Origin of the sequence: Plantactinospora sp. WMMC1484 (assembly GCF_049315195.1) — a bacterium.
Taxonomy (GTDB): domain Bacteria; phylum Actinomycetota; class Actinomycetes; order Mycobacteriales; family Micromonosporaceae; genus Plantactinospora.
In genome coordinates this window covers 3,627,386-3,651,979 of sequence record NZ_CP186055.1, presented here as the reverse complement: position 1 = coordinate 3,651,979, position 24,594 = coordinate 3,627,386, and the positions used below count along the sequence as shown (strand labels likewise).

Annotated in this window: 23 protein-coding genes; 6 read left to right on the top strand and 17 right to left on the bottom strand. The window is 71.1% G+C overall.

The genetic code is table 11. The annotated features are described in order from the left end of the window. Window positions 1-49 precede the first annotated feature (49 nt). From ACN28C_RS16055 to ACN28C_RS16045, 3 genes are all read right to left on the bottom strand, one after another. Entirely contained in the window at window positions 50-814 is a 765-nt protein-coding gene (locus tag ACN28C_RS16055; RefSeq protein WP_422774244.1) for an enoyl-CoA hydratase/isomerase family protein, read from the bottom strand. A gap of 46 nt (window positions 815-860) precedes the next feature. Beyond that, complete coding sequence (locus tag ACN28C_RS16050; protein WP_007462679.1) at window positions 861-1,088, bottom strand: helix-turn-helix domain-containing protein; 228 nt, start codon at window positions 1,086-1,088, stop codon at window positions 861-863. 480 nt (window positions 1,089-1,568) lie between these two features. Next, window positions 1,569-3,176: an ABC-F family ATP-binding cassette domain-containing protein gene (locus ACN28C_RS16045; protein ID WP_422774243.1), complete on the bottom strand. Its 1,608-nt coding sequence runs from the start codon at window positions 3,174-3,176 to the stop codon at window positions 1,569-1,571. A 361-nt stretch (window positions 3,177-3,537) separates the two neighbouring features. Between ACN28C_RS16045 and ypfJ the strand changes: the two genes are divergently transcribed. Beyond that, on the top strand, window positions 3,538-4,449 hold the full coding sequence (gene ypfJ / locus ACN28C_RS16040; protein WP_422774242.1) for a KPN_02809 family neutral zinc metallopeptidase: 912 nt from the start codon (window positions 3,538-3,540) through the stop codon (window positions 4,447-4,449). Window positions 4,450-4,524: 75 nt separating this feature from the next. Here the strand turns inward: ypfJ and ACN28C_RS16035 are convergent, their stop codons facing one another. Both ACN28C_RS16035 and ACN28C_RS16030 read right to left on the bottom strand, forming a co-directional pair. After that, window positions 4,525-5,175 (bottom strand): acVLRF1 family peptidyl-tRNA hydrolase, encoded by a 651-nt coding sequence (locus tag ACN28C_RS16035; RefSeq protein ID WP_422774241.1) that lies wholly within the window; start codon window positions 5,173-5,175, stop codon window positions 4,525-4,527. A gap of 154 nt (window positions 5,176-5,329) precedes the next feature. Beyond that, the gene (locus ACN28C_RS16030) at window positions 5,330-5,956 is read right to left on the bottom strand and encodes a LysE family transporter (RefSeq protein WP_422774240.1); all 627 of its coding nucleotides are present in this window, start codon (window positions 5,954-5,956) and stop codon (window positions 5,330-5,332) included. 297 nt (window positions 5,957-6,253) lie between these two features. Between ACN28C_RS16030 and ACN28C_RS16025 the strand changes: the two genes are divergently transcribed. Next, window positions 6,254-9,499, top strand: coding sequence for a penicillin acylase family protein (locus ACN28C_RS16025; RefSeq protein WP_422774239.1), 3,246 nt, complete (start codon window positions 6,254-6,256; stop codon window positions 9,497-9,499). 58 nt (window positions 9,500-9,557) lie between these two features. Here ACN28C_RS16025 and ACN28C_RS16020 read toward each other — a convergent pair whose 3' ends face one another. The 9 genes from ACN28C_RS16020 to ACN28C_RS15980 all read right to left on the bottom strand — a co-directional run bounded on the left by ACN28C_RS16020 (window position 9,558) and on the right by ACN28C_RS15980 (window position 17,478). Then, window positions 9,558-10,523 (bottom strand): DUF559 domain-containing protein, encoded by a 966-nt coding sequence (locus tag ACN28C_RS16020; protein WP_422774238.1) that lies wholly within the window; start codon window positions 10,521-10,523, stop codon window positions 9,558-9,560. 219 nt (window positions 10,524-10,742) lie between these two features. Further along, window positions 10,743-11,168, bottom strand: coding sequence for a metal-sulfur cluster assembly factor (locus tag ACN28C_RS16015; protein ID WP_422774237.1), 426 nt, complete (start codon window positions 11,166-11,168; stop codon window positions 10,743-10,745). Beyond that, window positions 11,165-11,674: a Fe-S cluster assembly sulfur transfer protein SufU gene (gene sufU / locus ACN28C_RS16010; RefSeq protein ID WP_422774691.1), complete on the bottom strand. Its 510-nt coding sequence runs from the start codon at window positions 11,672-11,674 to the stop codon at window positions 11,165-11,167. The genes ACN28C_RS16015 and sufU overlap by 4 nt, the downstream gene beginning before the upstream one ends. Further along, window positions 11,674-12,981 carry a cysteine desulfurase gene (locus ACN28C_RS16005; protein WP_422774236.1) on the bottom strand — a complete coding sequence of 436 codons (1,308 nt, stop codon included), beginning with the start codon at window positions 12,979-12,981 and terminating at the stop codon, window positions 11,674-11,676. Before ACN28C_RS16005 ends, sufU begins: the two co-directional genes overlap by 1 nt. A gap of 23 nt (window positions 12,982-13,004) precedes the next feature. After that, a complete protein-coding gene (sufC, locus tag ACN28C_RS16000; RefSeq protein WP_422774235.1) occupies window positions 13,005-13,778 on the bottom strand; it encodes a Fe-S cluster assembly ATPase SufC in 774 nt (257 codons plus the stop codon). Beyond that, window positions 13,775-14,104 carry a non-heme iron oxygenase ferredoxin subunit gene (locus ACN28C_RS15995; RefSeq protein ID WP_422774690.1) on the bottom strand — a complete coding sequence of 110 codons (330 nt, stop codon included), beginning with the start codon at window positions 14,102-14,104 and terminating at the stop codon, window positions 13,775-13,777. The genes sufC and ACN28C_RS15995 overlap by 4 nt, the downstream gene beginning before the upstream one ends. Continuing rightward, window positions 14,104-15,288 (bottom strand): Fe-S cluster assembly protein SufD, encoded by a 1,185-nt coding sequence (gene sufD / locus ACN28C_RS15990; protein WP_422774234.1) that lies wholly within the window; start codon window positions 15,286-15,288, stop codon window positions 14,104-14,106. Before sufD ends, ACN28C_RS15995 begins: the two co-directional genes overlap by 1 nt. Before the next feature lie 49 nt (window positions 15,289-15,337). Further along, window positions 15,338-16,768, bottom strand: coding sequence for a Fe-S cluster assembly protein SufB (sufB, locus tag ACN28C_RS15985; RefSeq protein WP_422774233.1), 1,431 nt, complete (start codon window positions 16,766-16,768; stop codon window positions 15,338-15,340). Further along, window positions 16,765-17,478 (bottom strand): helix-turn-helix transcriptional regulator, encoded by a 714-nt coding sequence (locus tag ACN28C_RS15980; RefSeq protein WP_422774689.1) that lies wholly within the window; start codon window positions 17,476-17,478, stop codon window positions 16,765-16,767. Before ACN28C_RS15980 ends, sufB begins: the two co-directional genes overlap by 4 nt. Before the next feature lie 179 nt (window positions 17,479-17,657). Between ACN28C_RS15980 and ACN28C_RS15975 the strand changes: the two genes are divergently transcribed. After that, window positions 17,658-18,599, top strand: a complete 942-nt coding sequence (locus ACN28C_RS15975; RefSeq protein WP_422774232.1) for a COX15/CtaA family protein — start codon at window positions 17,658-17,660, stop codon at window positions 18,597-18,599. Between the two features lie 67 nt (window positions 18,600-18,666). Here ACN28C_RS15975 and ACN28C_RS15970 read toward each other — a convergent pair whose 3' ends face one another. The 3 genes from ACN28C_RS15970 to ACN28C_RS15960 all read right to left on the bottom strand — a co-directional run bounded on the left by ACN28C_RS15970 (window position 18,667) and on the right by ACN28C_RS15960 (window position 21,133). Continuing rightward, window positions 18,667-19,584 (bottom strand): ATP-grasp domain-containing protein, encoded by a 918-nt coding sequence (locus ACN28C_RS15970; protein ID WP_422774688.1) that lies wholly within the window; start codon window positions 19,582-19,584, stop codon window positions 18,667-18,669. A gap of 3 nt (window positions 19,585-19,587) precedes the next feature. Beyond that, window positions 19,588-19,923 carry a hypothetical protein gene (locus ACN28C_RS15965; protein WP_422774231.1) on the bottom strand — a complete coding sequence of 112 codons (336 nt, stop codon included), beginning with the start codon at window positions 19,921-19,923 and terminating at the stop codon, window positions 19,588-19,590. Between the two features lie 262 nt (window positions 19,924-20,185). Continuing rightward, a complete protein-coding gene (locus tag ACN28C_RS15960; protein ID WP_422774230.1) occupies window positions 20,186-21,133 on the bottom strand; it encodes a heme o synthase in 948 nt (315 codons plus the stop codon). A gap of 433 nt (window positions 21,134-21,566) precedes the next feature. On the opposite strand from ACN28C_RS15960, the gene ACN28C_RS15955 reads away from it, so the two are divergent. From ACN28C_RS15955 to ACN28C_RS15945, 3 genes are read left to right on the top strand one after another with little or no spacing between them, the layout of a single operon-like run. Next, on the top strand, window positions 21,567-21,698 hold the full coding sequence (locus tag ACN28C_RS15955) for a hypothetical protein (RefSeq protein WP_422774229.1): 132 nt from the start codon (window positions 21,567-21,569) through the stop codon (window positions 21,696-21,698). 15 nt (window positions 21,699-21,713) lie between these two features. Further along, a complete protein-coding gene (tal, locus tag ACN28C_RS15950) occupies window positions 21,714-22,901 on the top strand; it encodes a transaldolase (RefSeq protein ID WP_422774228.1) in 1,188 nt (395 codons plus the stop codon). Further along, the gene (locus ACN28C_RS15945) at window positions 22,898-24,583 is read left to right on the top strand and encodes a glucose-6-phosphate isomerase (protein ID WP_422774227.1); all 1,686 of its coding nucleotides are present in this window, start codon (window positions 22,898-22,900) and stop codon (window positions 24,581-24,583) included. The genes tal and ACN28C_RS15945 overlap by 4 nt, the downstream gene beginning before the upstream one ends. The last annotated feature ends 11 nt before the right edge of the window (window positions 24,584-24,594 follow it).

Genomic DNA, 24,594 nt, shown 5'->3' with positions numbered 1-24,594 from the left:
GCCGGCGTCGGCGCTGCTACTCGCCGGCGACGGCGCATACGGAAGGGTCCTACTCGCCGACGCCGGCCAGGTCGCGGAGGCGGCGGGTCTGTGCCTCGCGCTCCGCCCGCTGCTGATCCGCCGGAGAACGGCCGGACGCCCTGGCCAGCAGGGCCTTGATCTCCACCACCGCGTCCCGGCTTCCGTTCAGGATCGCCGCGGCCAGGTCCTGGACCGCCGCATCGAGATCCGGCGGTGGCACGACCACGGTCGCCAGGCCGAGCCGCTCGGCCTCGGGGGCGTCGATCCGCCGGCCGGTCACGCAGATCTCCAGGGCCCGGGCATAGCCGACCAGTTCCACCAGCCGCCCGGTGCCGGCGAGGTCGGGCACCAGGCCCAGGGTCACCTCGGCCATCGTGAAGGTGGCGTCCGAGGTCAGTACCCGGAGGTCACAGGCCAACGCGAGTTGGAACCCGGCGCCGATGGCGTGCCCCTGGACCGCCGCGATGGAGATCAGGTCGGGACGGTGCAACCAGGTGAAGCCAGCCTGGAGCCCGGCGATCCGCTCGGCGCATTCCTCGGGCGGCAGCGCGGCCATCTCCGCCAGCGAGTCCCCGGTCCCGGAACGTCCCGAGACCACGGAGAGGTCGAGCCCGGCGGAGAAGGCCCGACCCTCGCCCCGTACCACCACGATGCGTACGTCTCCCGGGAGCTCCCGGGAGAAGTCGTACATCGCCCGCCACATCTGCGGCGTCTGTGCGTTGAGTACGTCGGGCCGGCACAACGTCACTGTCGCGACCGGCCCGTCGCAATTCAGTCGTACGCCCGGGTTCACGAATGACTCCGCAGGCGTTCGGCTCCGGACCAGGCTGTTGAGCGGGTCACGCCTTCTTCCGACGACGAGCGCCGCCACGCTGACGAAGCTGTACACCAGACTCGGTGAGCACCCGGTGGATGAACCCGTAGGAACGGCCGGTCGAGGCCGCCAGGGCGCGGATGCTTTCGCCGGAGGTATACCGCTTGACCAGGTCCTTGGCGAGCGTCTGGCGCTCGGCTCCGACGATCCGGCGACCCTTCTCAGTGCTGGTGGCTGTGCCGGTGGCTGCCATGTTGATTCCTCACGTCCCAGACTGTGCGGTTCGATACGGTCCCACCTATTAGACCGCCTCGAACGATCATGCGCTAGATATCAACTCTTCGCCAACCGACACGCACAGCAGTGTCAGTTTCCCGATTGAGTGATTGCGCCAACGAGGCCGTCCACTCCCGGACGCCGTGGGTTTCCACCCCGCCCCAACAGGGATTTCACCGCGCGGGGCGCTGCGGGCCCGCCCGGGCCATGCGGCCCACCGGCCCACGGTTGAGTTTCCTTCCACCTCAACCGAGTTCAGCTTCAGCATTCGGCGAGTTTCGTTCCGTCGTCGTCAAGTTTCGGCTCTCGTCTCGCCGGGTTTCGGTGACCGGTCGATTCGGTCCGACGGGATTCGCAGAATGGTGTTCGACGGCTGAACTGTCACATGTACGAGACCAAGTCCGCCCCCGGGCACCGCAGGGGCTCGTCGGCCGCGGCATCCCGATCCGAGACATTGTCAGGCGAGTTCCACGAGTTCGAGCAGGTCGTCGCTCCAGGCGTCCTCATCACCGTCGGGAAGCAGGATCGCCCGATCGGGCTTGAGCGCCAGCACCGCCCCCGGGTCGTGGGTCACCAGCACGATCGCCCCGGGATAGCGGGCGATCGCGTCGAGCACCTGCTCCCGGCTCACCGGGTCGAGGTTGTTGGTCGGCTCGTCCAGGAGCAGCACGTTGGCGCCCGAGCAGACCAGGGTGGCCAGCGCGAGCCGGGTCTTCTCGCCACCGGAGAGTACCCCGGCCGGCTTGTCGACGTCGTCACCGGAGAAGAGGAACGCCCCGAGGATCTTGCGCAGCTCGGTGTCGGACTGCTCGCTGGCGGCGCTGCGCATGTGGTCCAGCACGCTGCGCTCCACGTCGAGCGTCTCGTGCTCCTGCGCGTAGTAGCCCAGCCGCAGCCCGTGGCCGGGCCGGACCTCGCCGGTGTCCGGCTCCAGCAACCCGCCGAGGATGCGCAGCAGGGTTGTCTTGCCGGCACCGTTGAGCCCGAGGATCGCCACCCGGGAGCCCCGGTCGACGGCGACGTCGACGTCGGTGAAGATCTCCAGAGAGCCGTACGACTTGGAGAGCCCGGTGGCGGTCAGCGGTGTCTTGCCGCACGGCGCCGGGCTGGGGAACCTGACCTTGGCCACCTTGTCGGCGACACGGGCATCCTCCAACCCGGAGAGGAGCTTCTCGGCTCGCCGGGCCATGTTCTGCGCGGCCACCGTCTTCGTCGCCTTGGCTCGCATCTTGTCGGCCTGGGCCATCAGCGCGCCGGCCTTCTTCTCGGCGTTGGCCCGTTCCCGACGGCGGCGTCGCTCGTCGGTCTCCCGCTGCTCCAGGTATTTCTGCCAGCCGACGTTGTAGACGTCCACCACCGAACGCGTCGCGTCGAGGAACCAGACCTTGTTGACCACGGCCTCCAGTAGCGAGGCGTCGTGACTGATCACGACGAGGCCGCCCTTGTGCGCGGCGAGGAATCCGCGCAGCCAGGTGATCGAGTCGGCGTCGAGGTGGTTGGTCGGCTCGTCGAGCAGCAGGATCCCTCCGCCACCCTCGGCGGCGTCCCGGAACAGGATCCGGGCCAGTTCGACGCGGCGGCGTTGGCCGCCGGAGAGGGTGCCGATGGTCTGCGCGAGGACCCGGTCCGGCAGGCCGAGGTTGGCGCAGATCCGGGCTGCCTCGGCCTCGGCGGCGTACCCGCCGAGCGAGGCGAACTGGTCCTCCAGGGCGCCGTACCGGCGGACCAGCCGGTCGTCCTCGGCGCCCTCCGCGAGCCGCTGCTCGACCTCCTTCATCTGGGCCATCAGCACGTCGAGGCCCCGGGCGGAGAGCACCCTGTCCCGGGCGGTGACCCCCAGGTCGCCGGTGCGGGGGTCCTGCGGCAGGTAGCCGACCTGGCTGCGCCGGTCGATCTGGCCGGCATAGGGCTGGCCCTCGCCGGCCAGCACCTTCAGTGTGGTGGTCTTGCCGGCGCCGTTGCGGCCGACCAGGCCGATCCGGTCGCCGGGCTGGACCCGAAGCGTGGTGTCGGACAGCAGGATCCGGGCGCCGGCACGAAGCTCCAGACCGGTGGCAGTGATCATGTCGGAGGACTCGCTCTCGGGTCGAAGGCTGACTCAGGGCACACGAACGAGCCGGCGGTCCACAGATCCGTCGGCTCCGGGGCGTTCAGCCTTCGCAGAGCAGCACGGGTCCGATTGTACCGGGCGGCCCGACGAACCGGCGCCGGATTACCGATCAAGATCACCGGGTATCGACACCGGCGACATCGCGCCACGAACAGATCGAATCGACGAACAGACGGACACCGCCACGGACAGACGGACAGACAGCGGCCGACGGACAGACAGCGGCGACGCCTGGCGACGCTCGGCAACGCTCGGCAACGCTCGGCAACGAGGCACTCGACCACGGACTCGACGATCGGAGCGATCGGGGAACGGCATGGAACTCAACGACGACGCACGGATTGACACCAGTCAGATCGAGGACCGGCGTGGCTCGGGCGGCGGGCGGGCCGGGATCCCGATCCCGATCGGCGGTGGCCGGGGCGGGATCGTCGGCTTGGTCATCTTCGTCCTGATCACCCTGGTCGGCGGCGGTTTCGGCGTCAGCCAGCTCACCGGGGGCGACGGTGAGCAGCAGGGCGACAACACCGCTTTGGAGCAGCGCTGTGAGACGTCCGACGCGCTCCAGCACCTCGACTGCCGCAACACGCTCTTCGTCAACTCCATCCAGGCGTACTGGAAGCGTGCCCTGCCGGAGCACTTCGACCGCCCCTACGAGGAATCCGACACCGTCTTCTTCGAGCAGGCGGTCAGCACCGGATGTGGGCAGGCCGACTCGGGGGTCGGGCCGTTCTACTGTCCGCTAGACGACAAGATCTACATCGACCTGAGCTTCTACCGGGTACTCGCCGAACAGCTCGGCGCCCCGGGCGAGTTCGCCCAGCCCTATGTGCTGGCACACGAGTACGGCCACCACGTGCAGGACCTGCTCGGCACCGAGCAGCGGGTACGCGACCAGCGGCAGGCCGATCCCGCCGAGGCCAACCGGCTCTCGGTGCTGCTCGAACTCCAGGCGGACTGCTACGCCGGAGCCTGGGCCCGCAACGCCACCGGCACCGCCGACGACCGGGGCGTGAAGATCTTCACCAGCCTCACTCAACAGGACATCCAGGAGGGCCTGGACACGGCGGCGGCGATCGGCGACGACGCGATCCAGCAGAAGTCCGGCGGCCGGATCGACGAGTCGCAGTTCACCCACGGCAGTTCGGCGGACCGGCAGAAGTGGTTTGGCACCGGGTACTCCAGCGGTGACCCGACCGACTGCGACACCTTCGGCGCCGCCCGCTGACCCTGTCCGCACCCGTTGGTTGCGCCGCACCCGCTGGCCCGCGCCGCTGGTGACACCCATCGACCCGGCGAGCCACTAGGCCGGATCGCGGACCAGCACGCGTACGGCCCGGGCGGCGACAATCGCCTCGACCAGGACGGCGTGCCGGGGCTCGGGCACGTCCAGCAGGCGTTCGGCCCGCAGCGCCGCCACCGGCGCCAGCCGACGGTCGGCCAGGATCGCGTCCACCGCGCGCCGGTCGCCGCCGGTCACCAGCGCGGCGAGCCGACCGGCCTCGGGCAGCAGCAGCCGGACGGCCAGCTCGGCACCGTCCGCGGCGGCGGCCCTGGCCTGGTTCTCCCGGCGCCGGGCGAAGCGCTGCTGGGACCAGCCACCGGCCGCGGTGCGCCCCTGGACATACCGGCTGTCCACCTTGGAGACGACGAGCCGGTCACCGTCGGCGACACCGACCGCCACCGCTGCCTTGCGGGCCAGCAGCAGGCCCAGCCGCCGGGGTGCCGCGACTGCGGAGAGAAAGGCGGGCAGGTCGGGCGCGGCTGGCACACCCGGCGGCGGAGAGAGTACCGCGAGGGTGTCGTCCGGCGCGCTGAGCCGGAGCCCGTCCGGTCCGGCGGTGATCTCCGGCGGCCCGCCGTGCCGCTCGGCGAAGCCCTCGAGCCAGCGGGTGAGCCGGGCCGGCGCCACGTCCACCCACCGGCCGCCACCGGCAGCGGGTCGGCTGTTCATCACGGAACGGTACGACATCGGGATCGGTTCGGCGGCGCGACGGGTCTGCTCCGCGCGACCGAACCGGCCCATCCCGCCCCGGATTGAACAGCAGCACCCTGGTCTGCGGCTCCACGACGACAACCCCGCCCGCGCTCGCCAGCAGCAGCGCGGCTCAGCCCAGGAGCACCTTCAGGGCGAGCACCGTGATCAGCCCGCTGGAGACGAGGGCGGTAACCAACCGGCCCCGGGGTCCGGAGAGCATCCGGCCGACCAGCGAGCCACCGGAGGCGATCAGCAGCTGCCAGCTCGCCGAGGCGGCGAACGCGGCTACCACGAAGAGCAGCTCGCCACGTGCCGGCCACTCCTGCGCGGCCCGCCGGCCGAGCACCAGAGCGGCGAAGTAGAGGATCGTCATCGGGTTCAGCAGGGTCAGCACCAGCAGGCCGGCGTACGCCCGGGCCGGCGTGCCCAGGCTCCGGCCGGTCCTGGCCGCCCGCGCCGGATCCGCCCGGTGCCGCAGCGCGTTCCAGGCGCCCGTCCCGGCCAGCGCCAGCAGTACGCCGACGGCGATCCAGCGCAGCGGTCCGGCGACCGGCCCGACCAGGCCGGCCAGCGCGGCCCCGCCGAGCACGGCGATCCCCGCATAGAGGCCGTCGGCCGTGGCGACGCCGAGTGCGGCGGCCGCCCCGACCCGGATCGAGGTCCGGGCGGTGAGTCCGAGGACGAGGATTGCGATGGCGCCGACCGGCACGGCGACGCCGTACCCGGCGATCAGGCCGGCGACGACGGCGTCGGTCATGACCGTGGCGGGGTGATCGTGGCCGGCCCGGGGCACCACCGCTGTCGCCGGGTGGCCCGGACGGCCACGACGGCGGTTACGGATGTCCACGAGCTGGGCGTGATCACGCGACGATTCTGGACCGGAACCGGCCGTTCCGCGACGGAATATCCGCCTGATCTCCGTGTGCGCGCCGGTCCGCGGGCCGGTCCGGAGTTGTCTTCGCTGATCCAGGGCTATCTATCGGCCACCCCGAGTGGTTACCATCCGGTAACCGAATGTCTCTCATGTTCGTTCGTACCGGCGGAAGGATTCCCGATGGCCCACCGTCCCCGTCGTCGCGCCGTCGCCGGCGTCGCGGTGCTCAGCGCGGCCGTGCTCGCGCTGACCGCCGCACCGGCACCCGCCGCCCCACCAGCCAGCACCCGCACCGCCACCCACAGCGCCCCCGCCGGCACGCCCACCGCCACCTTCGCGGCCAACGACTACTGCCTCGGTGAGTGCGCCGACATCCTGCCCCCCGGCCAGAACGGCAACGCCACCCTGGTGGAGATCCTGGCCAACCAGACGCTGGGCGTACTCCCCCGGCACGCCGGCGACCAGCTCGACCGCTACGCCCGCCTGGTCTACGGGTATGCGGGGCTGCGCGAGGAGCAGCTCGGCGAGTTCTTCAACGACGCGTCCTTCGGGGTCCCGCCCGGCCAGGCCGAACGCACCTACTCGCCACGCTCCGACGTCACCGTCGTCCGGGACCGGGCGACCGGCATCCCGCACGTCACCGGCACCACCCGGGCCGGCACCATCTACGGTGCCGGATACGTCGGTGCGGAGGACCGGCTCTTCACGATGGACCTGCTCCGGCACGTCGGGCGTGGCACGCTCACCTCCTTCGCCGGCGGCGCACCGGGAAACCGGGCCCTGGAGCAGAGCGTCTGGCGGAACTCGCCGTACCCGGAGGCGGACCTGGCTGCCCAGGTCGAGGCGCTGCGCGAGCGGGGCCCTCGGGGCGAACAGCTCCACGACGACGTCCGCGAGTACATCGCCGGGATCAACGCCTACATCCGGCACTGCATGGCCAACCGCAACTGTCCCGGCGAGTACGTCCTGACCGGACACCTGGACGCGATCACCAACGAGGGCGGGCCGGAGCCGTTCGAGATGACCGACCTGATCGCGATCTCGGGGGTGATCGGCGGGTTGTTCGGCGGCGGTGGCGGCCACGAGATGCAGTCCGCGCTGGTCCGGATCGCCGCGCGGGCCCGGTACGGCCCGGTCGAGGGGGACAGGGTGTGGACGGCGTTCCGGATGCAGAACAACCCGGAGACGGTGTTGACCCTGCACGACGGGCAGAGCTTCCCATACGGCGAGGCCGACCCGGATGCGTCGAGCGTCGTGCTTCCGGACGCCGGATCGGTCCGGGTAGAACCGGTCACCGAGAACCCGACCGGCTCGGCCCAGCGCTCCACCGGCGGAGCGTCCGACCTGGCCGCCGCGCTCTCCGGGCTGACCGTCACCCCGAGGGGCATGTCGAACGCCGCCGTGATCTCCGGGGCGCACTCCGCCACCGGCCATCCGATCGCGGTCTTCGGCCCGCAGACCGGATACTTCGCGCCGCAACTGCTGATGATGCAGGAGTTGCAGGGGCCGGGGATCAGCGCCCGGGGCGCCGCCTTCGCCGGGGTCAACCTCTACGTGCTGCTCGGCCGGGGCCAGGACTACGCCTGGAGCGCCACCTCGGCCACCCAGGACATCACCGACACCTACGCCGTGCCGCTCTGCACGACCGACGGCAGCGCGCCGACGCTGGCCAGCAACCATTACCGGTACCGGGGCGAGTGCCTGCCGATGGAGGAGATCTCGCACGTCAACTCGTGGCGGCCGACGCTGGCGGACGACACGGCGGCCGGCTCGTACACGCTTGTCGCCCGGCGCACGAAACTCGGACTGGTGGCCTGGCGGGGCACCGTGGCCGGGGCGCCGCACGCCTTCACCCAGCTCCGTTCGACGTACCGGCACGAGGCCGACTCGGCGATCGGGTTCCAGATCTTCAACGACCCCGCCGCGATGGGCGACGCCAGCCAGTTCACCGCCGCGGCCGCCGAGATCGGGTACGCCTTCAACTGGTTCTACGTCAACTCGCGCCAGGCGGCGTACTACAACTCCGGGCTCAACCCGGTCCGGGCTGCCGGCGCCAATCCCCACCTGCCGATGCGGGCCGAACCGGCGTACGAGTGGCAGGGCTTCGATCCGGAGGCCAACACCGCCGACTACCACCCGGTGTCGGCGCACCCGAACTCGGTCGACCAGGACTACTACGTGAGCTGGAACAACAAACAGGCCGCCGACTACAGCGCGGCGGACGGCAACTTCAGCTTCGGCCCGGTACACCGGGGTGACCTGCTGGACCGGCCGATCCGGGCGGCGATCGAGGCCGGGCAGAAGTTCGACCGTGCCTCGCTGACCACCCTGGTGCAACGGGCCGGCCTGACCGACCTGCGCGGGATCGAGGTGCTGGACGAGCTGCTCCGGGTGCTGGAGAGCCAGCCGATCGCCGACGCCGGCCTGGCCGGGGTGGTCGACCGGCTCAGGGCGTGGCGGCAGGCCGGGGCGCTGCGGGTGGAGACGGCGGAGGGGTCGGAGACCTACCAGCACGCCGAGGCGATCCGGATCTTCGATGCCTGGTGGCCGCTGCTGGTCCGGGGCCAGTTCGCCGGGCCGCTCGGCACCGACCTCTACCGGGCGCTGGTGAACGCGATGCAGATCAACGAGTCACCCTCCGGGCACCAGCAGGGCGACGCCTCGGACCTGCCCGGTTCGGCCGCCGCCGGCCAGACCCACAAGGGGTCGTCGTTCCAGCACGGCTGGTGGGGCTATGTCGACACCGACCTGCGGGCCGTGCTGGGTGAGCCGGTGTCCGGCGGGCTCGGCCGGACCTACTGCGGTGCCGGGGACCTGGCGGCGTGCCGACAGATCCTGCTGGACAGCCTGCGCGCCGCCGCCGGCACCCCCGCCGCCGAGATCTACCCCGGTGACGAGTACTGCGCGGCCGGCGACCAGTGGTGCGCGGACGCGATCGTGCACTCCCCCCTCGGCGGCATCCGGCAGGACATCATCGCCTGGCAGAACCGGCCGACGTACCAGCAGGTGGTCTCCTTCCCGGCCGGACGCGGCGACGACCTGACGAACCTGGCCCTGGGCCGGTCGGTGAAGGCGTCGAGCACCCAGCTCGGCCGGCCCGCGACCCGGGCGGTCGACGGCGACCTCGGCACCCGCTGGGCCAGCTCGTGGTCGGACAACCAGTCGATCAGCGTGGACCTGGGTGCCGTCCGGCAGGTGGGTCGGGTGGTGCTGCGCTGGGAGGCGGCGTACGCGCCGTCGTACCGGATCGAGGTCTCCGCCGACGGCACCACCTGGCGCACCGTCTGGTCGACCACGACCGGCGACGGCAACACCGACAACGTCGCCTTCCCGGCAACCTCCGCTCGCCACCTCCGCCTGCACGCCCTCACCCGCGCCACCCCCTACGGCATCTCCCTCTGGGAACTCGAGGCCTACACCCACTGAGTTACCACGTAGATCTTGACGAGTTGTTGTCGTTGGAACGACAACAACTCGTCAAGATCTACTGCCCGCCGAACTGTGGGACGGGGCGCCACCCGGCAGCGGTGAGGGCCCGGCGGAGTTGCGCCGCGACCTCGGCGGGGCGGTGGCGGATCTGTCCGGCGGAGAAGCGCAGCACCCGGTCGCCGTCGAGCCACACCTCGTTCTGCCGGCGCATGTCCGCCTCCCAGTGGCGTACGTCCATGTGATGCGCACCGTCCACCTCGACGTGCAGCCGCCACTCCCGCCAGTACGCGTCCAGGTAGCGCATTCTGCCGGCGGCATCCCGGCGCCGCTCCTGAAGGTCGGGCCGGGGTAGCTGGTAGCGCCGGCAGAGTCGGACAAAGTCGATCTCGGAGAGCGCCTCTGCGCCGCCCTGCGCGTCCCGGGCCGTCCCCAGCACCAGCGCCCGGCGGCGCGCCCGCGACAGCACCCCAGCCACCTGAATGATCTCCTCGGGGCGTACCAGGCGTTGCTGGCAACCGGCCGCGATCACCGACCGCGCCTCGTCGTCGCTGCGCGCCCAGCCGGCCGCGTCCACCAGGGAGCGGGCGGTACCGGTGCGGGTCGGACGTGCCGCCTGCACCTGCTCCGGCGGCAGCGAGCTGGTCCGGTGCACCCGCACCCCGGGCATCCCGGGTTCGAGCCGGCGGCGGGCGGTCGAGGTGCTGTGGCGCTCCGGCACCAGTACGTCGATCGGCTCCCGCCGGAAGCCCCGCAGCCCTGCCTCGGCGGCGGCGGTGAGACCGGCGAGCACGGCGTCCGAGCCGACCGAGAGCACCGCCACCCAGAGCTGTTGCGGCCGGGTCAGCTCACCGGGATGCGCCACCAGTACGCCACGACACCACCGCCGCCACCGCCCTGCCGCCAGCAGGTGCCGCACCTTGCCCGGCGAGAGCGCCCGGCTGGCTTGCGCCCAGCTCACCACCTGCGACTGATTGAACAGCAACCAGTCCAACTCGCTGTCGTCGTCCTCCGGCACTCGCATCCGGATAGCTCAGCCGAGATCTTGACGAGTTGTTGTCGCGGGAACGACAACAACTCGTCAAGATCCGCGACAATCCCCGCGCGCGTCGCGCGTCGCGCGTCGCGCGTCGCGCGTCACGCGTCACGCGGGGCGCGGGGCGCGTCACACGGGGCGCGGGGTGGTGGGGCTGCGCGGTGTGGGGGCTGTCGGGGCTCGTTGGCGTTGGGCGTGGGGCGTTGGTCAGACGTTGAAGCCCAGGGCGCGGAGTTGGTCGCGGCCCTCGTCGGTGATCTTGTCGGGGCCCCACGGTGGCATCCAGACCCAGTTGATCCGGAAGTCGGAGACGATGCCGCCGCCCGGTCCGGTGGTCAGAGCCTGCCTGGCCTGGTCCTCGATCACGTCGGTCAGCGGACAGGCCGCCGATGTCAACGTCATGTCCAGGGTCGCCACGTTCTCGTCATCGACGTGGACGCCGTAGACCAGGCCCAGGTCGACCACGTTGATGCCCAGTTCGGGGTCGACGACGTCCCTCATCGCCTCCTCGACATCGGCGATCGCCGCCCTGCCGCCCACCGCACCGGCGGCACCGGCCGCACCGGCCGCACCCACCGCACCGGCCGGCGGGGTCGCCGCCGTCGACGCGACCGTCGTGTCCTGATCGGTCATGCCGTCTTCACCTCGCTCCGCTCGTTACTTTCCTCGGCACCGGCCTCGACGTCCAACCCGGTCCGGGACGCGTCCAACCCGGCCCGAGCTGCGGCGTCCTTGAACGCCATCCACGGCAGCAGCGCGCACTTCACCCGGGCCGGATAGCGGGCCACCCCGGCGAACGCCACCGCGTCGCCGAGCAACTCCTCGTCCGGGGTGACCTGCCCACGCCCCGACATCAGCTCGACGAAGGCGGCATGCACCGCGAACGCCTCGGCGCTCTCCCTGCCGGTGAGCAGCTCGTGCAGCACGCTCGCCGAGGCCTGGCTGATCGAGCAGCCCAGGCCGTCGTAGGAGACGTCACGGAGAGTGTCGCCATCCAGGGTGACCCGGACGGTCACCTCGTCCCCGCAGGTCGGGTTGACGTGGTGCGCCTCGGCGGCGTACGGCTCGCGCAGCCCGCGACCGTGCGGATGCTTGTAGTGATCCAGGATCATCTCCTGGTAGAGCTGGTCGACCTGCATCACCCGAACACCTTCCGTACCTGTTCCAGCCCCCGTACCAGGGCGTCGACCTCACTGGTCGTGGTGTACAGGTAGAACGACGCGCGGGTCGTCGCCGGTACGCCGAACCGTACGCAGACCGGTCGCGCACAGTGATGGCCGACCCGCACCTCGACACCCTGGGCGTCCAGGATCTGACCCACGTCGTGCGGGTGGACACCCTCCAGCGCGAACGAGATCGTCCCGCCCCGGCCGACCGGCAGCTCCGGACCGAAGATCCGCAGCCCGGGAACCGTCTTGAGCGCGTCGAGCGCGTACGCGGTCAGCTCCCTCTCGTGCCACTGGATCGCCTTCATGCCGATCCCGCTGAGGTAGTCGACCGCCGCGCCCAGCGCCACCGCCTCGGCGATCGGCGGGGTGCCCGCCTCGAACCGGGCCGGCGGCGGCGCGTAGGTGGAGCCGGCCATGCTCACCGTCTCGATCATCGAACCGCCGCCGAAGACCGGCGGCATCGCGGCCAGCAGCTCGCCGCGCCCCCAGAGCACCCCGATCCCGCTCGGCCCGCACATCTTGTGCCCGGTGAAGGCGATGAAGTCGGCGTCCAGCTCGACCACGTCGACCGGCAGGTGCGGCACCGACTGCGAGCAGTCGAGCAGCAGCAGCGCGCCGACCTGGCGGACCCGCTCGGTGATCCGGGCGGTGGCGTTGACCGTGCCGAGGATGTTGGACATGTGCACGATCGAGACCAGCCTGGTCCGCTCGTTGACCAGCTCCTCCAGCCCCGACTCGTCGAGCCGACCGCCGTCGGTGACCGGGAACCAGCGCAGCGTGGCGCCGGTCCGCTCGCAGAGGAGCTGCCACGGCACGATGTTGGAGTGGTGCTCCATCTCGGAGATCACGATCTCGTCGCCGGGGCCGAGCCGGAACCGGGGGTCGCCGGCCGGGCCGCCGAGCGAGGCGTTGGAGAAGGCGTACGCGACCAGGTTGATCGCCTCGGTCGAGTTCTTGGTGAAGACCACCTCGTCGGCGCTGGGCGCGTTGACGAAGGCCGCCACCTTGGCCCGCGCGCCCTCGTACGCCTCGGTCGCCTCGGTGCCGACCGTGTGCACCGAGCGGGAGACGTTGCCGTTGTGCCGCTCGTAGTGCTCACGCAGCGCGTCCAGCACCTGCCGGGGCTTCTGCGAGGTGTTCGCGCTGTCGAGATAGACCATCGGATGGCCGTTGACCTCGCGCCCCAGGATCGGGAAGTCGGCGCGTACCGCCTCGACGTCGTAGCGCGGCACGTCGTCGTACTGTGGCATCCCCGGTGGGATCGCGATGCTGGTCATCTCGACGGCGCCCTTCCGGTCTCTCAGGCCCGGGCCGTGCCGGCGCCGGCGACGTACCGCTCGTAGCCCTCGGCCTCCAGCTTCTCGGCCAGCTCCGGGCCGCCCTCCTCGACGATCCGGCCGGCGACGAAGACGTGCACGAAGTCCGGCGTGATGTAGCGGAGGATCCGGGTGTAGTGGGTGATCAGCAGCAGGCCGGTCTCGCCGGTCTCGCGGACCCGGTTGACCCCCTCGCTGACCACCCGCAGGGCGTCGATGTCGAGGCCGGAGTCGGTCTCGTCCAGGATCGCCACCTTCGGCTTGAGCAGCTCGAGCTGGACGATCTCGTGCCGCTTCTTCTCGCCGCCGGAGAAGCCCTCGTTGACGTTGCGCTGGGCGAAGGCCGGGTCCATCTGCAGCCGCTCCATCGCGCCGCGCAGCTCACCGGCCCAGGTGCGCAGCTTCGGCGCCTCGCCGTCGATCGCGGTCTTCGCGGTACGCAGGAAGTTCGCCACCGACACGCCGGGCACCTCGACCGGATACTGCATGGCGAGGAAGAGGCCGGCGCGGGCCCGCTCGTCCACGGCCATCGAGAGCACGTCGGCACCGTCCAGCAGCACCTCGCCGCCGGTGATCTCGTACTTCGGGTGGCCGGCGATCGAGTACGCCAGGGTCGACTTGCCGGACCCGTTCGGGCCCATGATGGCGTGCGTCTCCCCCGCCCGCACGGTGAGGTCGACTCCGGCCAGGATCGGCTTCAGCTCGCCCTCGGGCAGCCGGACCGACACCTGCAGGTCACGGATCTCCAGAACGCTCATGGTGCGGTAACTCCATTGCTCGGTGTGAGACTCAGGTAGACGTCGCCGTCGCGGATCTCGACGGGGTAGACGGGTACGGGTTCGGTGGCGGGCAGCCCGGTCGGCTCCCCGGTACGCAGGTCGAAGCGGGAGCCGTGCAGCCAGCACTCCAGGGTGCAGCCGTCGACCTCGCCCTCGGAGAGCGCGACGGCGGCGTGCGAGCACTCGTCGCGTACGGCGTAGAAGTTGCCGTCCTCCGCGTGCACGACGGCGACCTCGGTCCCCTCCACCTCGGCCTGCACCGCGGTGCCCTTCGGCACGTCCTCGGTCGAACAGATTCGGATCATCACGCCCCGGCCTTGAGCAGCCGTGCCTCGATCTGGTCACCGAGCCGCTGCCGCAGCTCCTCGGCCGGGATCTTCTGCAACAGCTCGGCGAAGAAGCCGCGCACCACCAGGCGGCGCGCCTCCGCCTCCGGGATCCCCCGGGCCATCAGGTAGAAGAGTTGCTCGTCGTCGAAACGCCCGGTCGCGCTGGCGTGCCCGGCGCCGGCCACCTCGCCGGTCTCGATCTCCAGGTTGGGCACCGAGTCGGCGCGGGCGCCGTCGGTGAGCACCAGGTTGCGGTTGATCTCGTAGGTGTCGGTGCCGGTCGCCTCGGCCCGGATCAGCACGTCGCCGACCCAGACGGTGTGCGCGCTGGCGCCCTGGAGCGCGCCTCGGTAGCCGACGTAGCTGCGGCAGTCCGGCACGCTGTGGTCGACCATCTGCCGGTGCTCCAGATGCTGCCCGGCGTCGGCGAAGTAGAGGCCGTAGAGCTCGGCCTCGCCGCCCCGTCCGGTGTATTCCACGCTCGTGTACTGCCGGACCAGGTCGCCGCCGAGGCTCACCTGGACGTGCGTCACCTTGGCGTCCCGACCGAGCCGGACCTTGAGGTGCTGGGCCTGGACGGCGTCCGGTGCCCAGTCTGCGACGGTGACCAGGGTCAGCTTCGCGCCCTCGTCGACGACCACCTCGACGTTGTCGGCCAGGGTGACCGAGCCGGTCTGCTCCAGCACCAGCGTCACCTCGGCGAACCGGCCGACGTCGACGAAGGTGTGCCCGAACGAGGCGCCGTCGGCGCCCTGCCCGACCAGCCGGAGGGTCACCGGCTCGGCCGGCCGGGTCTCCGGGGCCACCGCGAGCACCACCGCCTCGCCGGCCCGGCCGTGCGCCAGCGCGCTGACCCGGTCGAACGGGGTCAGCACGCTGCCGATCCGGGCGTCACCCTCGTGCACGCCGCCGAAGGTCACCCCGTCCGGCAGCGCGGTGACCTCGTAGCGCAGCCGCCCGTCGACAGCGGTGAACCCGTCGTCGGCGAGACCGCGCAGCCGCTTCAGCGGGGTGAACCGCCACTCCTCCTCCATGCCGGTCAGGGCCGGGAAGTCGCGGACGTCGTACGAGCGGAGCGTCTGCGCCTTGGTCTGCGCGACCGGTGCGGCGGGCGTCTGGCGCGCTTCGGGCGCCTCGGGCGCGAATGCTTCGGTAGTCATCTCTTCCTTGGTCTTGTCTGCGAGAGCCGGGGCGGGATCGGGCCGGCGTTCAGCCGACCGCGCCCTCCATCTGCAGCTCGATCAGCCGGTTGAGCTCCAGGGCGTATTCCATCGGGAGTTCCTTGGCGATCGGCTCGATGAAGCCGCGCACGATCATCGCCATCGCCTCGTCCTCGGTCAGCCCGCGGCTCATCAGGTAGAAGAGCTGGTCCTCGCTGACCTTGGAGACGGTCGCCTCGTGTCCCATCGCCACGTCGTCCTCGCGGATGTCGACGTAGGGGTAGGTGTCCGACCGGGAGATGGTGTCGACAAGCAGCGCGTCGCACTTGACGGTGCTCCTGCTGTGGTGCGAGCCCTCCAGCACCTGCACCAGGCCCCGGTAGGAGGTGCGGCCACCACCCCGGGCGATCGACTTGGAGACGATCGTGCTGGAGGTGTGCGGCGCGGCGTGCACCATCTTGGCGCCCGCGTCCTGGTGCTGGCCCTCGCCGGCCATCGCGACGGAGAGCACCTCGCCCTTGGCGTGCTCGCCGGTCATCCAGACCGCCGGGTATTTCATCGTCACCTTGGAGCCGATGTTGCCGTCGATCCACTCCATGGTCGCGCCCTCGTGGCAGACCGCCCGCTTGGTGACCAGGTTGTAGACGTTGTTCGACCAGTTCTGGATGGTGGTGTAGCGGCAGCGGGCGTTCTTCTTGACGACGATCTCGACGACCGCGCTGTGCAGCGAGTCGGAGGAGTAGATCGGCGCGGTGCAGCCCTCCACGTAGTGCACGTACGCGCCCTCGTCGACGATGATCAGGGTCCGCTCGAACTGCCCCATGTTCTCGGTGTTGATCCGGAAGTACGCCTGCAGCGGGATCTCCACGTGCACGCCCTTCGGCACGTAGATGAAGGAGCCGCCGGACCAGACCGAGGTGTTCAGCGCGGCGAACTTGTTGTCGCCGACCGGGATCACGGTGCCGAAGTATTCCTTGAAGAGGTCCTCGTGCTCCTTGAGCGCGGTGTCGGTGTCCAGGAAGACGACACCCTGCTCCTCCAGGTCCTCACGGATCTTGTGGTAGACCACCTCGGACTCGTACTGGGCGGCGACGCCGGCGATCAGCCGCTGCTTCTCGGCCTCCGGGATGCCCAGCTTGTCGTAGGTGTTCTTGATCTCCTCGGGGAGGTCGTCCCAGCTCGCGGCCTGCTTCTCCGTCGAGCGGACGAAGTACTTGATGTTGTCGAAGTCGATCCCGCCGAGGTCGGCGCCCCAGTTCGGCATCGGCTTGCGACCGAAGAGCCGCAGGCCCTTGAGCCGCAGGTCGAGCATCCAGGCGGGCTCGTTCTTCTTGGCGGAGATGTCCCGGACCACCGCCTCGTTCAGGCCACGCTGGGCGGCGGCACCGGCGACGTCGGAGTCGGCCCAGCCGTACTCGTAACGGCCCAGGGCGGCGAGCTGCTCCTCCTGCGTCATGGGCTGGACGATCTGGTCGGTCATCTATCTGTCCTCACACTGCTGACGGAAGGTTTGGGCTGGGCCGGGATGTGCGTGGTGCACACCCCGTCGCCGTGGGCGATGGTGGCGAGGCGCTGCACGTGGGTGCCGATCAGGCGGGAGATGACCGCCGTCTCGGCCTCGCACAGCTGGGGAAACTCCGCGGCCACGTGGACCACCGGGCAGTGGTGCTGGCAGAGCTGGCCACCGGAGGCGATCGTGGACGCGTTGGCAGCGTAGCCCTCCGCGGTCAGCGCCCCGGCGAGTGCCTCGGCCCTGGCCAGCGGGTCGTCGCCGGCATCCTCCAGCGCCGCCCGGCACCGGGCCTCCAGCGCCGCGACCTGTTCGGCGGCGAAGGCGTCGACCGCGTCCGGACCGCCGTGCCGGAAGATCCAGCGGAGCGCGGCGGTGGCCATCCCGTCGTAGGTGTGCGTGCCGCAGCGCCGCCGGCCGGAGTCGGTGAGCCGGAAGATCCTGGCGGGCCGGCCGCGCCCCCGCTGGCCGTGCACGACCTGGTCACGGGCGATCACGTCGCCGTCGGCGAGCATCGCGTCGAGGTGCCGACGGATCGCCGCCGGGCTGAGCCCCAGCTCCGCGCCGAGCTGCGCGGCGGTGGCCGCACCGTGCTCCAGCAGCAGCTGGGTCACCCGGTCCCGGGTCGGTCGGCCGTCCAGACCGGCGACCTCGGCGGAGGCGGAGCCGGCGGCGGGCACGGCGGAGCCGGCGACCGGACCGGTCACCCGTTCCTGCTCCGAGAACGCCGCCTGGTTTTTCACTACGCCAACGTTACGTATTTCGGCCAAGGTCCGCAAACCCGCACTCCGGTGATCCGGACCACCGGGCGGCGGACGCGCCGTCCAGCATGATCACATTCGCACGTAGCATGGCCGGCGTGAGCCGATTCGGCGAATTTTCTGGCAAACCCACCCTATCGCGACTCGCCCTCGCCTCGGTGGTGGGCAACGTGCTGATCGTCGGGACCGGCGGGGCGGTCCGGCTGACCAAATCCGGGCTGGGCTGCCCGACCTGGCCCCGCTGCACCGACGAGTCGTACGTGGCGACCGCCGAGATGGGCGTGCACGGGGTGATCGAGTTCGGCAACCGGCTGCTCACCTTCGTGCTCGCCGCCGTGGTGATCGCCGGGGTGGTCGCCGCCTGGCAGCAGCGCCCGGCCCGCCGAGGGCTCCGGCTGCTCAGCGTCGCCGCCGCGTTCGGCATCCCGGCGCAGGCGGTGATCGGCGGCATCACCGTGCTCACCGACCTGAACCCGTGGGTGGTCGGGCTGCACTTCCTCGCCTCGATGGCGGTGATCGCCGCCGCGTACGCGTTCTGGCGCCGGACCCTCGAGTCGGACGCGCCGGCCCGACCGACCGTGCCGGCCCCGCTGCGTACGCTCGCCTGGCTCACCGCCGTGGTCGCGGCGGCCGTACTGGTCGTCGGCACCTGGGTGACCGGCAGCGGCCCGCACTCCGGCGACTCCGGCGCGGCCCGCAACGGCCTGGATCCCGAGACCATCTCCCAGGTGCACGCCGACACCGTCTTCCTGCTGCTGGGCCTCTCGGTCGCGATCTGGTTCGCGTTCCGCGCGGTCTCCGCGCCACCGGCCGCGGTCCGCGCCGCCGGGCTGCTGGTCCTCGCCGAGCTCGGCCAGGGTGTGATCGGCTTCGTGCAGTACCTCACCGGACTGCCGGTGGCGCTGGTCGGCGCGCACATGCTCGGCTCCTGCCTGGTCTGGCTCGCCGCGCTGGCGGTGCTCTGGTCGACCCGGGAACGCACCGCCGCCGCCACCCTCCCGCCCACCCCCACCGACCCCCGCCAGCTGGAACGGGTGTAAGGAAACGGGTGTAAGGAAGGGCCCCCGCTTATCGTTTTTTGTTGTAGCGGGGGCCCTTCCTAACCGGTCAGCCGAGCCGGGCGGCGATGGCATCGGCGAGCCGGCCGGGTGCGGCCGGGTCGTGGGCCAGGAAGAGGGAGGGCTCGGTGAGCTCCACCTCGACCAGCACCGGGGCGCCGTCCGGCCCGGGGATCAGGTCGATCCGGGCGTAGAGCGGGCGCGCCGTCCCGCCGGGCAGCGCCGCCAGCACCCGCTCGGCGACCGCGATCTCGGCGTCGGCGGGCGTACGCGGAGCGATCTGCTCCGGCCGGAACAGCCCGTCGACGCCGCGGTCCGGACCGACCAGCATCGGCCCCTTGCGGATCGCGTGACTGAACCGCAGTCCGTCCGGGCCGGCGACGAAGAGCAAGGCGGTCTCCCCGGCGGTGTCCACGGCGCCCAGATACGGCTGCACCATGACCCACCGGCCGGTCGCCTGGAGCCGCTTCACGTGCGCGGTGGCGAGTTCCCGGTGTTCGGCGTCGGCGAGGTCGTAACGGCCGGCGTCCAGGCTGCCCGCGCCGACGACGGGCTTGACGACGTACTCGCCGCGCTGCGCCGGGAGGCTCCAGTCCGCGTCGGGACCCAGCCAGTCGGTCGGCGCCGTCGGCACCCCGGCCTCGGCGAGTTCCCGCAGATAGCGCTTGTCGGTGTTCCAGCGCACCAGGTCGGCGGGATTGGCCAGCCGGGGCACGCTCTCGGCCCAGGCGACGAACTCGGCCCGACGGGGCGGGTAGTCCCAGGGCGAGCGGAGCACCGCCAATCGGTAGCCGGCCCAGTCCACGGCCGGGTCGTCCCAGACGGCCGCCTCGACCCGGATGCCGCGCTCGGCCAGTGGCGCCAGCAACAGCCGGTCGTCGGGGTCGAGTCCGGGTAGTTCGGCACAGGTGATGAGAGCGACCCGGGGCTCGTCGCCCCGGGTCGCGCGGATGTTATCGGACAAAATTCATCAACGAGCCAGAGTACGCCGAGCCATCGACCGCCATAGGTCGTGACTCGGACGCATCTGGTCCATCAGCTCCCGCTCCCATTCGTTCTCCACGGCGACCCCCGCCTTGGCGCAGGCCAGTCGCGCGACGTCCGTGCTGTCTGCGAACTGGTCAGCCCACGCGCCGTCCTCCCCCACCAGGACAATGCGCGCGCCCCGCTTGCCGACGTACTCGATGACCGCCTTCGCGCCACCGTGGCCGGCGGCAAACGACTGGATGCCGGCGACCAGACCGTTGGGGGTCTGACCCGCGACGGTCTGCTCGGCCGTCGGCGTCGTATCGGAACCATCTGCCATAACGCGAAGCCTAAGCAGACTTCTGCATGAACGAGGGGCAGCTACCGATAATTTGTGATGCCGATTACGGTGAGGTTTACCGAAAGCGCCGAGGACCTTTGGGTGATTTTCCGGATATAGATGTGATCAATTCACAACCGATATTCACGTTATAGCCCGGCAAACAGGACGAAAGCGCATAAAGGACCACAAAGCGACCGACTTCGGTCCTGCCGGTTGCGCCGTGCCGGGGTTGCGCCGTGCCGGGGTTGCGCCGTGCCGGTCAGAGCAACGCGTCGACGGCAACCGCGACGAAGACGATCGTCAGATACGTGATGGACCAGTGGAACAGCCGCATCGGCTTCACCCGCTCGCCCCGCCCGGCCCGCTGGTTCAACCGGTGCGCCTCGGCGATGAAGACCCCGCCCGCCACCAGAGCGGTGATCCCGTAGACCGGGCCCATGCCCAGCGGCCAGACCAGCACCGAGGCCAGCACCGTCAGCCAGGTGTAGACCACGATCTCCGCCGAGACCCGGCGGATCGACGCCACCACCGGCAGCATCGGGATGCCGGCCCGGGCGTAGTCGTCCTTGAACTTGATCGCCAGGGCGTAGAAGTGCGGCAGTTGCCAGAAGAAGACCACCGCGAAGAGTCCCCAGGCGGTCGGCGCCAGCGAACCGGTGACCGCCGCCCAGCCGATCAGCACCGGGGCGGAGCCGCAGATGCCGCCCCAGAAGGTGTTCTGCCAGGTGGTCCGCTTCAACCACATGGTGTAGACGAGGTCGTAGTAGACGATGGCGCCCAGGGTCAGGCCGGTGGCCAGCCAGTTGGTGAAGACCGCCATCAGGATCACCGAGACCGCCGCCAGGACCAGCCCGAAGACCAGCGCGTTGCGGGGTGCCACGGTGTGCGTGGGCAGCGGACGACGCTTGGTCCGCTTCATCACCTGGTCGATGTCGCGGTCGATGTAGCAGTTCAGTGCGTTGGCGGCTCCTGCGGCCAGCGATCCGCCGACCAGGACCACCGCTACCAGCCAGAGCGGGGGCAGTCCGTCGGCGGCCAGCATCATCGTCGGCACCGTGGAGATCAGCAGCAGCTCGACGATCCGCGGCTTGGTCAGCGCGACGTACGCCCGGATCCGGGCCGAGACGTCGCTACGCCGAGCCACCTCGCCCGGGGCCCCCGCAGCCGGGGCACCGCCGGTCACGGGGCGCTCGGTGATCATGCTCACGGATTGCCACCTCCGGCGTCGGGCACAGACTGGTCGCTGCGGAAAACAGCTCAGGCGGGCGGGATGGCCCGGAGCCAGCACGCCGACCGACAGCCTACGCGTCGTCGTTTTCGCTGCCCGGGCGACCCTTCTCCGGTGCGAACGATCACACTTCCGGCGAACCGCACCACCGGCCCGGAGATGCGGAGGTACGGCGAGCGACGATCACCGCCCGCCCCGAGCGGCCGACCGGAGACCCGACGCCGCCGCACGGACCTGTTCAGCTTCCGGGCCACAGACCTGTTCAGCTTCCGGGCCACGGACCTGTTCAGCTTCCGGACACCCGACCAGGCGAGGATCCAGACACCACCGGGGGATCCGGTGAACGTTTATGGACACCGCACTAGGGTCATCAGTGAGGGTTCCGCCCATCCACGCCGAGGAGCACACGATCGTGGCTGACAGTCGACGCGAGCAGACCGCGCTGAACTGGTCCGATCTCGACCGGCGTGCCGTCGGCACCGGCGGAGCGGTCGGCCCGGCGATCCGGGTGGGCGAGATCACCGGCGGGACCACCGGCAACTAAGGGAGCGTTGCAGTCATGACGGACCGATTGGGCGAGTTGACCGCCGCAGGAGTGGCGGTCTGGCTCGACGACCTTTCCCGGGTACGGCTGAGTTCGGGCAACCTGGACCAGTTGCGCAGGGAGAAGCACCTCGTCGGGGTGACCACCAACCCGACCATCTTCGCCAAGGCGCTCAGCGACGCCGACGAGTACAACTGGCAACTGCGGGACCTGGCCGTGCGCGGGGTCGACGTCGACGAGGCGGTACGCGCGCTCACCACCTACGACGTGCGGTGGGCCTGTGACGTGATGCGTCCGGCGTACGACAGCAGTGCCGGGGTGGACGGCCGGGTCTCCATCGAGGTGGACCCCCGGCTGGCGTACCAGACCGAGCCGACGCTGGCCGAGGCGAAGGCGCTGTGGTGGCTGGTCGACCGGCCGAACCTCTTCATCAAGATCCCGGCGACCGAGGCCGGGCTGCCGGCCATCACCGCGACCCTGGCCGAGGGGATCAGCGTGAACGTCACCCTGATCTTCGGGCTGGAGCGCTACTCGGCGGTGATGGAGGCGTTCCTGGCCGGCCTGGAGCAGGCGAAGGCGAACGGGCACGACCTGACGAAGATCGCCTCGGTCGCCTCCTTCTTCGTCTCCCGGGTCGACACCGAGGTGGACAAGCGGCTGGACAAGCTCGGTGCGGGCGGCCGGTCGGAGCTGGCGGCGCTGAAGGGCAGGGCCGCGGTCGCCAACGCCCAGCTGGCGTACGAGCGCTACTCCGAGGTCTTCTCCTCCGACCGGTGGCAGGCGCTCGCCGACGCCGGTGCCCACCCGCAGCGCCCGCTCTGGGCCTCCACCTCCACGAAGAACCCGGATTACCGCGACGTCATCTACGTCGAGGAGCTGATCGCACCCGGCACCGTCAACACGATGCCGGAACCGGTGATCGACGCCTACGCCGACCACGGCGAGACCCGGCCCGACACGGTCACCGGCGCCTACGCCGAGGCCCGCGAGGTCCTCGACGGGTTGGCCGCCGCCGGCATCGACTTCGACGACGTGATCGCCACCCTGGAGCGGGAGGGCGTGGAGAAGTTCGAGGCGAGCTGGCTGGAGCTGCTGGACGGGGTCCGCAAGTCGCTGGAGTCGGCCGCGGAGGGCTCCGGGAAGCCGAACCGGGCCGCCGAGGAGAACGCCGAGGCCGCCGGCCGGGCCGGAGGCAACGCATGAGCGACCGCAACCCCGAGGACCTGCTGGAGGGCGGCTGCGAGGCGGCGGCCGGGCTCGCCGTCTACGGTGCGGAGGCGGTCGACGCCACCGCACCGGCCTCGGCCCGGGCAGCGTTGCTGGCCGAGGACGTGCCGGCCCGGCTGGTCGGCAAGGACGCCACCCTCTGGGGCCCGGAGGCGCAGGACGAGGCGGCGATCCGGCTCGGCTGGGTGGACACCTTCCGGCGCAGCCGGGAGCTCCTCCCCCAGCTCGCCGAGCTCAAGGCCGAACTGGCCGACCTCGACCACGTGGTACTGGCCGGGATGGGTGGCTCCTCCCTGGCCCCCGAGGTGATCACGCGTACCCTCGGGAAGTCCCTGACCGTGCTCGACACCACGGATCCGGGGCAGGTCCGGGCGGCGATCGCCGACCGGCTGGACCGGACCGTGGTGGTGGTCTCCAGCAAGTCCGGCTCGACGGTGGAGACCGACAGCCACCGCCGGGCCTACTGGCAGGCGTTCCTCGACGCCGGGCTCAGCGAGGCCGAGGCCGGCCGACGGTTCGTCATCGTCACCGACCCCGGCTCGCCGCTGGCGGAGACCGCCGCCGAGATGGGTGCCTTCGTGGTGCTGGCCGACCCGGACGTCGGTGGGCGCTACTCGGCGCTGACCGCGTTCGGGCTGGTGCCGTCGGCGCTGGCCGGGGTCGAGGTGGTCGAGCTGCTCGACCAGGCCGAGGAGCTGCTCGGCGCGCTCGGCGGCCCGCAGGACAACCCGGGGCTGGCGCTCGGCGCCGCGCTCGGCGCCGCCGCCACCACCGGCCGGGACAAGGTCGCGCTGGTCCCGGACGGCACCGGCATCGACGGTCTCGGCGACTGGGCCGAGCAGTTGATCGCCGAGTCCACCGGCAAGAACGGCATCGGCATCCTGCCGGTGGTGGTCGAGGACCCGGGCAGCCCGGGTGCGACCGGCCCGGATGTGCTGACCGTCACCTACGGCGGCGGGCTCGCCGCCGGTGCGGTGCCCGGCAACGGCATCCGGCCCGACCTGGCGGTCAACGGCCCGCTCGGCGCGCAGTTTCTCACCTGGGAGTACGCCACCGCGATCGCCGGCGTGGTGCTCGGGATCGACCCGTTCAACCAGCCGAACGTGACCGAGTCGAAGGAGAACACCAACCGGCTGCTCGGCTCCGGGCTGCCGATCGAGTCGCCGACCTTCGTCGACGCCGGTGTCGAGGGGTACTGGTTCCCGGGCGAGCCGCAGCAGGCCGCCCCGCTCCCCGGTGACCTCGCCGGTGCGCTGCGGCTGCTGCTGGACGGGCTCGGCGACGACGGCTACCTGGCCGTGATGGCCTACCTGGACCGGTTCGCCGACGCCAAGACCGCGCAGGTACGCCCCGGTCTCGCCGCCGCCTCCGGCCGGCCGGTCACCTTCGGCTGGGGGCCCCGGTTCCTGCACTCGACCGGGCAGTACCACAAGGGCGGGCCGCAGCTCGGCTCGTACCTGCAGATCACCGGGGACGTGGCCGAGGACCTGCCGGTGCCCGGCAAGGCGTACTCCTTCGCGCAGTTGCAGGCGGCGCAGGCCGCGGGGGACCGCGAGGCCCTCGCCCAGCGGGGCCGGCCGGTGCTCCGGCTGCACCTGACCGACCGGGCCGCCGGCATCCCGCACCTGCTCGACGCGGTACGGGGACTGCGGAGTTGACCACCACCGGG